The sequence below is a fragment of the Bacteroidales bacterium genome, assembly GCA_021648725.1.
Classification (GTDB): domain Bacteria; phylum Bacteroidota; class Bacteroidia; order Bacteroidales; family JAADGE01; genus JAADGE01.
Map to the genome: position 1 here is coordinate 62,707 of JAKISF010000014.1, position 13,561 is coordinate 76,267.

Annotated in this window: 10 protein-coding genes; 6 read left to right on the forward strand and 4 right to left on the reverse strand. The window is 30.0% G+C overall.

Translation table 11 applies throughout. The features are described 5' to 3' along the window. Nucleotides 1-4 precede the first annotated feature (4 nt). The 4 genes from radC to L3J35_07100 form a co-directional block, all read right to left on the reverse strand. Nucleotides 5-700 (reverse strand): DNA repair protein RadC, encoded by a 696-nt coding sequence (radC, locus tag L3J35_07085; GenBank protein ID MCF6365954.1) that lies wholly within the window; start codon nucleotides 698-700, stop codon nucleotides 5-7. Nucleotides 701-913: 213 nt separating this feature from the next. After that, nucleotides 914-3,016 carry a SpoIIE family protein phosphatase gene (locus L3J35_07090; protein MCF6365955.1) on the reverse strand — a complete coding sequence of 701 codons (2,103 nt, stop codon included), beginning with the start codon at nucleotides 3,014-3,016 and terminating at the stop codon, nucleotides 914-916. A 50-nt stretch (nucleotides 3,017-3,066) separates the two neighbouring features. Continuing rightward, nucleotides 3,067-3,846 carry an alpha/beta fold hydrolase gene (locus tag L3J35_07095; protein MCF6365956.1) on the reverse strand — a complete coding sequence of 260 codons (780 nt, stop codon included), beginning with the start codon at nucleotides 3,844-3,846 and terminating at the stop codon, nucleotides 3,067-3,069. Nucleotides 3,847-3,857: 11 nt separating this feature from the next. After that, nucleotides 3,858-5,027 (reverse strand): adenylate kinase, encoded by a 1,170-nt coding sequence (locus tag L3J35_07100; GenBank protein ID MCF6365957.1) that lies wholly within the window; start codon nucleotides 5,025-5,027, stop codon nucleotides 3,858-3,860. Between the two features lie 77 nt (nucleotides 5,028-5,104). Between L3J35_07100 and L3J35_07105 the strand changes: the two genes are divergently transcribed. From L3J35_07105 to L3J35_07130, 6 genes are all read left to right on the forward strand, one after another. Continuing rightward, nucleotides 5,105-7,915: a hypothetical protein gene (locus L3J35_07105; GenBank protein ID MCF6365958.1), complete on the forward strand. Its 2,811-nt coding sequence runs from the start codon at nucleotides 5,105-5,107 to the stop codon at nucleotides 7,913-7,915. Between the two features lie 74 nt (nucleotides 7,916-7,989). Continuing rightward, the gene (locus L3J35_07110) at nucleotides 7,990-8,982 is read left to right on the forward strand and encodes a glycosyltransferase (GenBank protein MCF6365959.1); all 993 of its coding nucleotides are present in this window, start codon (nucleotides 7,990-7,992) and stop codon (nucleotides 8,980-8,982) included. A gap of 146 nt (nucleotides 8,983-9,128) precedes the next feature. After that, nucleotides 9,129-10,010, forward strand: a complete 882-nt coding sequence (locus L3J35_07115) for a DUF6089 family protein (GenBank protein MCF6365960.1) — start codon at nucleotides 9,129-9,131, stop codon at nucleotides 10,008-10,010. 110 nt (nucleotides 10,011-10,120) lie between these two features. Then, the gene (locus L3J35_07120) at nucleotides 10,121-10,786 is read left to right on the forward strand and encodes a DUF6089 family protein (GenBank protein MCF6365961.1); all 666 of its coding nucleotides are present in this window, start codon (nucleotides 10,121-10,123) and stop codon (nucleotides 10,784-10,786) included. A 5-nt stretch (nucleotides 10,787-10,791) separates the two neighbouring features. Beyond that, nucleotides 10,792-11,550 (forward strand): isoprenyl transferase, encoded by a 759-nt coding sequence (locus L3J35_07125; protein MCF6365962.1) that lies wholly within the window; start codon nucleotides 10,792-10,794, stop codon nucleotides 11,548-11,550. 121 nt (nucleotides 11,551-11,671) lie between these two features. After that, nucleotides 11,672-13,561, forward strand: a 1,890-nt coding sequence (locus L3J35_07130; GenBank protein ID MCF6365963.1) for an outer membrane protein assembly factor BamA, incomplete at its 3' end; no start/stop codon positions are given.

The following is a 13,561-nucleotide window of genomic DNA, read 5'->3' on the forward strand; positions in this document are numbered from 1 at the left end:
AAATTTACAATATTTTTTCATCTGCGAAACTAAAAAAATCACTAAAAGAAACAATAATATGGTCAAGTAAAGAGATATCAACAATTTCGCAAGCAGCTTTTAGTTTTTTTGTGATATTTACATCTGAGTTGCTCGGTTTTACATTTCCGGAAGGATGATTATGACAAACAATTATGCCGGATGCTGTTTTTTCTATTGCCGCTTTTAAAATTATTTTAACATCGGTAACTGTTCCCGAAACTCCTCCTGCACTAATTTTTTTTAATTCAATAATTTTATTTGCTCTGTTTAAAATGATTAACCAAAATTCTTCATAAGGTAAATCTCCGAGTTTCTGACTAAATATGTCTGCAACATCTTTGCTGCTTTTTATTTGCTTTTTTTCAATAACTTCTGATATTTTTCTTCTTTTACCGAGTTCCAAAGCAGCAACAATTGAAATTGCTTTTGCTTCGCCAATTCCTTTAAATTTTTGCAAATCTGTTACGCTCAGTTTTGCAAGTTCGTTTAAATTATTTTTCGATTCTGCCAATATTCTTTTAGAAAGTTCAACGGCAGATTCACTTCTGTTTCCCGAACCTATCAGTATAGCAATTAATTCTGCATCAGACAAACTTTCGATTCCTTTTAAAAGAAGTTTTTCTCTGGGACGGTCATCTGCTGCCCAGTTTTTAATAGATGTTTTGGGTGTTTTTTTCATTAGAACATTAATTCTTCGGGCTATATTTTGCTCTATACAAACCAGTTACGAAAATATTAAAATTATTTGCATTATTTTTATGGAATTATTGTGAAAATTCCATCTATATATCAAACGACAAGGTTAACAAACAACTAAATTAAAATTTAAAGAAGAAAACCTAAATCAAAAACAAGGAAAACGCTAAAAACTGTTCTTAACCGAACAGTTTTTTTATATTTTAATTCCTGTTATCAAAACATCGTCAACCTGATTAAAACTTCCTTTCCAATTTTCAAATTCATCTTTAATAATTTTATTTTGTTCGTTCATTGTTTTGTCGGAAATTGATAATAAAAGATTTTTCAATCGTTTTGATGAATACTTTTTAGTTCCTTCGTTATTAAACTGATCGGAATATCCGTCGGTAAAAAGCCACATTATATTTCCTTTTTCAACTTTAAAATTATGCACGGTAAAAGGCAGTTCTCTATAGTGTATTCCTACGGGTTGTCTGTCGGCACTATACTTAATCATTGTTTTGTTTTTACCTTTCCCGGAAATTAAATATAGCGAATTGTATGCACCGGCAAATTGAACTTCCTTTGTTTTTTCATTATAAGCAAAAACAGACATATCCCAACCGTCCTTCTGTTCTTTAAAATTTCCTTTTTGATTTAATGATTTTTTTATCTTATCTCTTAGGTTATTTAATATAGTATCGGGTTGAATAAAATATTCGGTAACTATTTCGTTCAAGAATGACATTCCGGTTATACTTAACAAAGCACCGGGAACACCATGCCCCGTACTGTCGGCAACAGCAATAAATATTGTATTTTTTATTTTTTTTGACCAATAAAAATCACCACTTAAGGCACCTGCCGGCTTATTATATATTGCGTATTCCGAAAAATCGTGATTAATGTTTTCAAAAGAAGAAAGCATGGCTTTTTGAATTTTTCCGGCATATTCTATGCTGATATTAATGTCTGAATATGCTTCATTTAAAAGTGTATTTTTATTTTTTAATATCAGGCTTGTTTTTTTATTTTTCTTATTAAACTTAAAAAGCAGAATTGAGAAAATTACAATAAATATTAATAACAGCGATATTATAATTATCACTAAAAATTGCTTTCGGTTTTCTTTCTTCTGCACCTTAATTATTTGTTGTTGCAAAACTTGATTCTCTTTTAATAATTTATTTTCAGTCTCTTTTTTTTCAGATTCATATTTAATTCTTATTTCATTAATTTGATTTCTTACTTTAATTCCGACTATTGAATCTTTAACTTGCATTGCTGATAATGAATATTTAAAAGCACTTCGGTAATCGCCGGTTTCCTCATATAATTGATAAAGTAATTTATAGGTGTTTATTAACTCTCTTTGTTCTCCTATTTTATTTATATAATTCAAACTTGTCAAATATGATTCTTTTGCCTTATTATATTTTTTTAATTTAAAGTGCGATCTTCCTAATGCTTGATATAAAAATATTAAACCTGAATAATAATTAAATTCTTTTTCGGTTTTTATTGCTTTTTTGTAAAACTCTACGGCTTTTTTATAATCTTTTTCCATTTCATAAGTTTCGGCAATATTCCCGAGCTCAATTGCCGCTTCAAGTTCTTTTCCTAAACTTTTGTATATATTATATGCTTTAAAATAATATTTTCTTGAATAAGGATAAAATGATTTAAAAAACTTTATTACTCCTTTTTTCTCGTATGTATTAGCTATTCCGAAAGAATCATTTTTATTTTTGAAAACGATTAAGATTTCATCAAACAATTTTTCTGCTCGGTCATAATCTTGTACGTCTAAATAGACAGTTCCCAAATTACCTTTTGCCTTTAAGCTATTTGTTATATCTCCTTTTTTTTCATAAAATTTTACAGCTTCTGTTCCGAAATAAATTGCCTTTTCATATTTTCCTTTTCGCCAATAGTTTTTGGACAGTCCGAGAAAAACAACTCCTTTTTTATCTAAAATCTCGTAATTATCCGTTAATTTATTTATTGCTTCGTAATGTTTAAGACTTTTATCGTAATTTGAGGTGTGAAAATAAGATTCGGCAATAATTTCTAAAAACTCTGCTTCTTTTTTAACGTTTTTTTTATTGCGAGAAATATCCAATCCTTTTTCTGCAAATACTATAGTTTGTTCAAAATCTCTAATTTGTGAATATGCCCGAGAAATTTCTGAAATAAGTTCTGTGTTTTTGTTTTTTTCGTATAGCACAAGAAGAGAGTCAATCTTTTCATTTTGAGAAAATACGAACAAATAATTTGCAAAAATAATAAGGCTTAGTATGAATATTTTTTTCTGCATAATATTTTTAAGGAGTATAAAAATAGAAAAAAAACTTATTATATGATACTTTAACCTATAAATGTCGAAATTATTTCGGTAAGTTCTTTCTCTTTTTCAATATGAAGAAAATGCCCTGTATTTTTAATTATCTTTATTTTTGCACTCGGAAAGTTCTCAAATATGTTCTTTTTGTCTTCGGCTCTATAGTACAATGAGTTACCTCCGAAAACAAAAAGTGACTTAATATTACTTTTTTTCTGGAATTTAATTTCTTGGTTGATTTCATTTAAACTGTTCATTAAAGTTTCAATATTTAATTTCCATTCAAATTGTTTTTTCTTGTTTTTTGTAATATTTTTTTGAATCAATTGAACGGTAAATTCATCATTAAAAAACGATTTAAAATGGTCTGATATTTCTTTTCTGCTTTTAGTACTTTTTAAGTTAAAGGCTTGCATCTTTTTTAGAATTTTTTCGTGATTGATTAATCTTTCGGAAAAATCAAAATATTCTCTCGGAGAAATATCAAGAATTATCATTTTATTTACTTTTTCAGGAAAATCAGATACAAACTGCAAAACGGCTTTTCCTCCCATCGAATGCCCGATAAAAGTTGCATTTTTTATTTTCACATCTTCCGTAAATTCATTAAAATCAGAACTCATTGCCTTGTATGTATTCAGCTTAGCATTAGGAGATTGTCCGTGATTTCGCATATCGAGAAGATACACATGATATTCCTTTGCTAACTTTTTTGCAATCGGAATCCAATTATCCGACATACCGAATAAACCGTGTGCAATTATTATCGGTTTACCTTTGCCGTATTCTCTGAAAAACAACTTCATTTTTTAAATTACTATTGTAAATTTCTGAAACTGGTTTCTATTTCTTTTGAAATATTTTTCAAAACTTCGTCGAAAGGAGGCATTCCGTTAATTTCGGTAACATCATGTGTTTCTTTGTATTTATCTATAACAGGAATTGTTTTGTCCTCATGTTCTTGAAGTCGTTTTACAATTTTTTCGGTACTTGAATCATAAGGCATTTTTGCACTGGTTTTGCTTCTTTTATCGAGCCTTCTTATAAGTTCCAAAGTTTCAACTTTTATATCGAATATTTTTGCAATGTATGAATCGTGTTTTTTTAATAAACCGTCTAAAATATATGACTGAACAAGTGTTCGAGGAAAGCCTTTAAAAATAAATCCTCTGACACCTTTTGAGTTTTGAAGTTTTTGCTCAATCAAAGGAATTACAATATCATCTGGCACTAATTTTCCGCTTTCATACAATTTTTTGATTCTTTTGCCTATATCACTGTTTTTTTTGATTTCTTCGTCGAGCATTGTCCCGGTTGCCACAAACTCCAGATGATATTTTTTTGCCAATGCTTTTCCCAGAGAACCTCTGCCCGACCCCGGATGCCCGAACATTACAATGTTTAATAATTTTTTACTTAATCTGTCTATTATTATTTTATCAATATCTTCTGTAACGCTTGATATTGATTGCATACCGTTTACGGCAATATAATTTCCTCTTTCTTTATAGAAGTTTAAAACAGGCAATGTTTTTTCTTTATATTCTTTTAATCTGTTTCTTATAACAATCTCATTATCATCACTTCTGCCCGATGTTTTTCCTCTGTTTAATAATCTTTTAACAGATTCTTCCTCATCAACTTCAATACTGATTAAACTGTCTAAGCTCGAACTTAGTTTAATCATTAAACCCTCTAAAATATATGCTTGAATATAAGTTCGCGGAAATCCGTCAAACAGAAAACCGTTAACTTCCGAATTTGATTTGATTGTTTTTTCAATTATTTGAACAATTATTTCATCAGATACCAAACCGCCTTTTGCAATAATGCTTTTTGCCTCGAAACCGAGTTTTGTTCCTGCTGCTAATTCTTTCCTCAGCAAATCTCCCGTAGAAATATAAAAAAGATTATACTTTTTAATTAAAAACTCAGATTGTGTTCCTTTTCCCGCTCCGGGCGGTCCGAATAATGCAATGTTTAACATAACTTAATTTTAATTGCACTAATTTATAAATTTTATCCGACATATAAAAAAATGAGTAAAAACAATATCTTTGCTAAATGCAACAATTAATTCTAAACAAATTAAAAGATTACAGCCTGTTTTCAAACAAAAACAACCGTCTGATTCTAAGAACACTATTTATTTCAGAGTCAGGGATTAAGTTATATTTAAGAAAAAAACTGCCGAAAAATACTTCAATTGAATTATACAATCATAAAAACAAAAAGATTACAAATTTTGACGTATTATATTCAGAAAATAATACGATTATTACCCTGAAAGGAACATTTGAACTTCAAACAAACTATTTTATTAAAATTAATGCAGAAAAAACACAAGTTATTCTAAACCCCGAAATTAACGGAATTTTAGATACCGGTTTTTTTTCGGATGATAAAGGTTTCGGTGTTCATATTAAAAATAATAAAGCATATTTTAAATTATGGTCACCGCCTGCCGTAAAAGTTGAGCTTTTGCTTTTCGATGAAAATCAAAATAAGATTAATATATCAAAATCCGGATTCTTTAAAAATACAAAACTCGGCATTTGGGAATACTCCTTAAACCCGGAAGATGTTAAATTAAAAAACATAAACGGATTATTTTATCAATATAAAATTTTTGCTTACGGAAAGGAAAATATCGCACTTGACCCTTATGCAAAATCAATGGCAATATTCAACTCAAATTCAGAAGATAAAATCGGGAAAGGAGCAATTATTGATTTTAAATCAAATGCAGCAAATCCTTCAAACTTTAAAAAAACATACAGTAATTTCAAATTCATTGAAAATGAAACAGATATTATTGCTTATGAAATAAATGTAAGAGATTTCACAATACAACCGGGAATTATTAATGAAAATATTGCCGGAACATTTAAAGGATTAATTGAAAAAATTGATTATTTAAAAGCCCTCAGCATAACACACGTTCAATTAATGCCTGTGAATAAAGCATATACACAAAATGAAATTAACAGAGCTTATACCGGAAAATCTGCAAAAGAAAGTAATTATAATTGGGGTTACGACCCGATGAATTATTTTACACTTGAAGGCAGATATTCTACAAATCCGAAAAATCCATACTCCCGAATTTATGAATTTAAAGAAATGGTTCAAGTACTGCATGATGCCGGAATAGGTGTTATTCTTGATGTCGTTTTTAACCATACCTATCTTGCAAATACATTTGAAAATATTGCGCCAGGTTGTTATTACAGATTAGATGACAATTTCCAAATTTCAGGTCATACCGGTGCCGGTGCAACAATTGAAAGCAGAAGAAAACAGGCCAGAAAATTTATTATTGATGTGCTTAAATTTTATGTGCAAGAATATCATATTGACGGTTTCCGTTTTGATTTAATGAGTTTTACTGATAAAGAAACTATGCGACAAATTCGCAAAGAAGTCGGTTTAACTTACAATCCGGATAATAAAAATGAACTTATTTTACAAGGTGAAGCATGGAACTTTACAGATTTAAAAGAAGATGCCGTAATTAAAACAGATTTCGATTCTTTAAACATCGGAATTTTTAATGATACATTCAGAGATGCTCTTGCCGGCAACGGTTACCAACATGGTTTTATTCACGGCAACGAAAATAAAACCTCACGCCTTGCCTCTGCAATTATCGGAGGAATAAACACTTACGATTCCGGCAACTTGCCTTTTAACAAAGATGTATTTTTTAATCCTTATAACCTTTTTGCAAAAGAAGCGGCAGATTGCCTAAACTTTTTTTCTGTTCATGACGGCTTAACGCTTTGGGACAAAATTAATTTAACCGTAAAAGATAAAAGCAAAAAAGAAAGACTGCGAATAATGAAATTCGCTTATGCAATTTTATTTACTTCACAAGGAAAAATTATTTTACACGGAGGAGACGAAATTTTGCGTACAAAACCTTTGGCAGACTATGATATTGAAAAACATCGAGCATTTACCTCTGATAAAATTGACATTGAAGAAGATTCAATATATTTTCACGAAAACTCCTATTGTTCAAATGATTATACAAATATGTTTCGTTGGGACAGATTGACAAATGAGTATTCTGACATCGCAAATGAATTACTTGATTATGTAAAAGGCTTGATAAAAATGAGGCAGTCAATTTCTGCTTTCCGATTTAACAATAAAGAGCAGGTAAATCATAATATACATTTTTTAACTGCCGATAATAAGCCAAAAAATGTAATTCATTCATTCAAAAGTTATAAATTGAAACAACTTAAATTAAAGTTTTTAAACGGAATCCCGAATGAAAAATATTATTTAGTCGGAGAAATTCATAAAAACAATCCAAACCCTCTTGAAAACCGGTTTAAAGTTAATTTTGATAAATCAGGAAACGGAAAAATAATTTTCACAAAAAACGAAATTCAAGATTTTGACTTGAATAAATGGAATGACGATCGAAACTTGAATTTTAAACTTGTTAAAACAAAAGGAAAATGGGATTTTCCGGAATTTGCATATACAAAATTCGGACACAACTCAATAAGTCCGGAAAATATTAATAAAAACTTCGAAATTGAAATAGACTTAAGCATTAAAGACTTTAACAATATCTCAGTTCCTTATTTCAATAATAAAAACTATATTGCATATATAATTAAGCAAAAAAAAGAATCTGAATCACAACGCACAGAAAAAAAGCAACTTATAATAGCACATAATGCAAGTTCAGAAACTTTAACATTAAATATTGAAGAACTTAACAAACCTGATAATTGGAAAATAATTGTTGACAGTAAAAATACGGGGACGGAGGTTATTAATAATTCAGATGTAAAAATAGCATATAAAAAGGCTACAATTCCTCGAAAAAGTTCTGTTGTAATACAAAGTAAATAATTTCTGTTTAGTATTAAATTTTCTACTTTTACAAAAAAAACAGAAACATTGTATTGAGAATGATAAAAAAAGACATTTCATTATCACTAATAATCCCTGTATATAATCGTCCGGACGAAGTTGATGAACTTCTTGAAAGCCTGACAAAGCAGACAATAAGAGATTTCGAAGTTATTATTGTTGAAGACGGTTCGCAAAGGAAATGTGATAATATTGTCAATTCTTATTCAACACAACTAAATATTAAATATTTTTTTAAAGAAAACTCCGGACCCGGAACAAGCAGAAATTACGGAGCAGAACGAGCATCCGGCAATTACTTTGTAATATTAGATTCTGATTGTATTATCCCTGAAAAATATATTGAAATTGTTTTAAAAAATCTTAACGAAGACTATACAGATGCATACGGCGGACCCGATAAAGCACATAAAAGTTTTTCAAATTTTCAAAAAGCTGTAAATTACAGCATGACCTCTCTTTTTACAACAGGCGGAATACGCGGAAAAAGCGAAAACGTTGATAAATTCTTTCCGAGAAGTTTTAATATGGGATATTCAAAAGAAGTTTTTGAAAAAACAGGAGGATTTTCGAAAATGCGGTTCGGTGAAGATATTGACTTGAGCATCAGAATAATAAAAAACAAATTTAAAACAAGATTAATAAAAGATGCATTTGTCTATCACAAACGAAGAACAAGTATAAAACAATTCTTTAAGCAAGTATATAATTCCGGTATTGCAAGAATAAACCTTTATAAAAAATATCCTGAATCATTGAAAATTGTCCACTCATTCCCGTCTGTTTTTATCTCATGCGTATTTTTATTGTTAATCTTCTCATTTTTTATTTCACCATACTTTTTACTTCCCGTTATTTTACATATTTTATTAATCTTTTCAGACTCTTCAATTAAAAACAGTAGTTTAAAAATCGGAGCAGTTTCAATAATTACATCATATATTCAATTTATCGGCTATGGTTCCGGCTTTATATTTGCTTTTATAAAAAATGTTATTTTCAAAAAACAAATTTCAGGAGCTTTTAAAGATAATTTTTATGATTAAAATATGAAACAGCAATTTTTTCCTTTATTTCGACGTTATTTAGCTGTAATTTCAAATCATATTTTTACAAAATATTTTTTTTTAAAAAATTTGTAATTATCTTTGCTTCTTAAAATGTACTAATTATTGATTTTTAAATAAGAACTATGAGAAAAATCGTCTATTTCTTGCTGTTATTTTTGATTATACCTTTGATGTCTGATGCACAAAGATGGAAACACGAGCGACTGTCAGCATACGGAGGTGTCGGAACAAACTTTTTTCTTGGTGATTTAGGAGGCGGGGCAAAAGATGCTGCCCACTATTTTAGTGTCAGAGATATTGATTGGGTTTATACTCGCCCGGTTATTCAAGGCGGAATCAGATACAGACTGTTAAGAGATTTAGCTGTTAAACCTACTCTTACTTATGCAAGGTTAAAAGCTGACGATGCCGAATCGGAAAATTTAGGAAGAAAAAGCAGAAATTTACATTTCAGAACAAACTTGTGGGAAATAGGAACACAATTTGAATACTATTTTATTAAAGAAAAACATCTCGGACGATATACATTTTCAAGTTATAAAGGAATAAATAAGTTAAGTGCTTATTTTTCTCTCGGCGGTGGTGCTTTTTATTATAATCCTAAAACAGAATCAGTAAGAGGTGCAAAAGATTGGACAGCATTAAGACCTATGCAAAATGAAGGTGTATCTTATGGTTATGTAGGAGGATACTTTAGTATCGGCTTAGGATTTAAATATAATCTTGACGAACAATGGGCAATAGGTTTAGACATTTCTAACAGATACACAACAACCGATTATTTAGATGATGCTCATGATACCTATTCAGGTATCGGCAACGGATATGATGACAGACATTTATTGAGAGATGACGCATTAGGAGTTGTTACGGACATACCCGGAAGCCCTTATCCTGCAGGCTATCCGAAAAGAGGAAATCCTGACTATAATGATGCTTATTTATTTACAATAATAACAGGCTATTACAAAATTAACAGTGTTTTCAGTATGCCTAAATATTAAAAAATATTTACAATAAAATATCGAATTGTTTCATTTTTACACAATGTTTTTTTACAAAAACAGTTACTGTTAAAAATGAAACAATTTTATTTTAACCATAATAGTACACAGTGAACAAAAATTTAATTATTTTAATAATACTTTTTTTTACATTAAACTTAAAATCTCAAAATAATAATATTGAGCCCGGCATTACTTTAGGAACATCTTATTATTTAGGCGACATAAATCATTCTCGTCAATTTTACTCTCCCGGCTTGGCATACGGTTTAGCTGTCAGGCACTCATTTAATGATTACTATGCCGTAAGACTAAATATTCTGAAAGCAAAAATAACAGGAAATGATGCAGATTTTTCAAACATATATCAACAAACCAGAGGATATTCCTTTACAAATAATATAATTGAAGTCGGTTTACAAACAGAATTTAATTTTTCAGACTTTAACTCTAATATCAGAAAAAGTAACGCCCCGTTTATTACAGGCGGATTAGCTGTTGCTGTATCTAACTCATTTTCTGATTATACAATTGCAATCCCCATAGGAATAGGCTATAAATACTCCCCTTCAAAAAAAATAACCATAAGTGCCGAGTGGGTATTCAGAATAACAGCATCAGATAAAATGGATTTATTGTTGCCTAACGATGCAAACTTAAAACAAATCACAAAAGCAAATAATAATGATTGGTATTCTGTTGCCGGAATTACCGTTACTTATAATTTGAAAAATGATAAAAAATGGTGCCCGGCTTATCAAAAACCAAGGAAATAGCACAAATGAATATTCTGACAAAACTTGACAAAAAAAAGCTTCCCGAACATATAGCAATTATTATGGACGGAAACGGCAGGTGGGCTAAAATCAGAGGGAATAAACGAGTATTCGGTCATAAAAACGGAGTAAAATCAGTAAGAGAAATTGTTGAAGCATCCGGCGAACTCGAAATAAAGCATTTAACACTATATGCTTTTTCTACAGAGAATTGGAAACGACCTAAATTTGAAGTAAATGCTTTAATGTCTTTATTTATTACTGCCGTGAAAAATGAGACAAAAAATTTAATGGAAAAAAATGTCAAGCTCAGTGCAATAGGGAATTTGAACACTCTGCCTAATAATGTTCGGCAAAATTTAAACAGTATTATAGATAAAACAAAAAGCAATACCGGTTTAAATTTGATTTTAGCTTTGAGTTACAGTTCACAACAAGAAATTACCGAAATGGTCCGAAAAATTTCAGCCAAAATAAAAAACGGTGAAGCTAAAGTGCAAGATATTACAGAAGAGTTAATCTCAAACAATATGCAAACATCAGGAATTCCGAATCCCGAACTTCTAATAAGAACCGGCGGAGAAATAAGAATAAGCAACTTCCTGCTTTGGCAAATTTCTTATACTGAACTCTATTTTACAGAAACCCTGTGGCCTGACTTTACAAAAGAGCATTTTTATACTGCTATTTATGATTACCAAAAAAGAGAACGAAGATTCGGAAAAACAGGAGAACAAATAAAGAATAAAACTTCCCTTAATTAGAAAAATTACAATTCTAAAATTGAAAACAAATATTATCTTTGCAAAAAAAATCAGAGATGTAACAAAATTCCTGTTAAACCGTTCTAAGATAGTTACAAAAAATATGTTAAAATTATAACTGATGATAAAAAAGATATTACTGTCAATAATTTTTATTGCAATATACAATATAACATTCAGCCAAATTGATATTGATTACGAAAACCCGAAAGAATATGAAATTGCCGGAATTCAAACAAGAGGAATCAGATATCTTGACCAAAATGCACTAATTCAAGTATCAGGCTTATCAGTCGGTAAAAAAGTATTAATTCCCGGAGATGATATTACAAATGCTTTAAAAAAAATGTGGGAACAAAAAATGTTTTCAGATGTCGAAATCAATGCTCTCAGAACAGACGGGAATAAAATTTGGTTAGAAATTTACTTAGAAGAAAGACCAAGGCTTTCAGAGGTTAGGTATTACGGAATCAGAAATTCAGACCAAGAAGAACTAAACGAAAAATTAGAACTTATTAAAGGGCGTCAAATAACCGACAACACCTTAATCCTTTCAAAAAACATTATTAAAAATTTCTACGCAGAAAAAGGATTCTCAAAAACCAAAGTTAAAATCTTTAAAAAACAAGATACAACATATCAAAATGCTGTAATTCTGAATATATATATAAACAAATTTAAAAAAACACGTATTGAAAACCTTATTATAAAGGGGAATACCCTTTTCCCCGAAAGAAAATTAAAATGGTTTAAACTAAAAGATACAAAAGAAAAAAGATGGTACGGACTATTTAAACCTTCAAAATATATAAAGTCAACATTTAACGAAGACAAAAAAAATCTGATTGCAGAATACAATAAAGAAGGATACAGAGATGCAAAGATAATTGAAGATTCTGTTTATGATGCAAATGAGCAAAATGTTAATATTTACATTAAAATTGAAGAAGGAAAACAATATTATTTCAGAAATATAAAATGGGTAGGAAACAAAAAATATGAAACAGAAGTTCTTGAAAAAAGGTTGCAAATAAAAAAAGGAGACGTTTATAATAAAGAAAAATTAGACAACCGTTTAACAGTTGATGAAGACGCTGTAGGCAATTTATACATGGATAACGGATACTTATTTTTTAATGTAAGGGCCATCGAAAAGAAAATTGAAAACGATTCCGTTGACATTGAATTAAGAATGTATGAAGGGCCTAAAGCAAGAATTAATAAAGTAATAATTAAAGGTAACGACAGGACAAATGATAATGTTATCAGACGTGAATTATACACAGTTCCGGGAGAACTGTTCAGTAAAAGTGATATAATACGTTCAATACGAGAACTTGCAACACTAGGACACTTCGACCCCGAGCAAATCGTCCCGACACCAATACCTAACCCTGCAAACGGAACAGTTGACATAGAATATTCTCTTGTTGAAAGAGGAAATGACAGAGTAGAAATCTCCGGAGGTTGGGGAGCCGGAATGTTGGTCGGCCGTTTAGGTCTTACTTTTAATAATTTTTCCATTCAAAATATATTTGATAAAAAAGCTTGGAGACCATTGCCTACCGGTGACGGCCAAAAATTCAGCATCAGTGCACAAACAAACGGAACAGCATATCAATTTTACAGTATTTCATTTCAAGAACCTTGGTTAGGAGGAAAAAAACCAAATTCTCTGTCTGTTTCTTTTTATTATAACATCCAATCAAACAGAACAATATATAATCCTGACCCAGAAGAATTACAAACAGCTAAAGTTGCCGGAATTTCAATAGGTTTCGGAAGGCGTTTAAAATGGCCCGATAATTATTTCAGTTTATATCACTCATTAGGTTATCAAAATTATAACTTAAGTGATTGGAGGTATCGTTCATATATTAAAAATATAACAGACGGAAGATTTAACAACATAACTTTAAACACAACTTTCGGAAGAAACTCAACAGACAATCCTTTATACTCAAGAAGAGGTTCCAACTTTTCTATCGGACTGGAATTAACACCTCCCCTT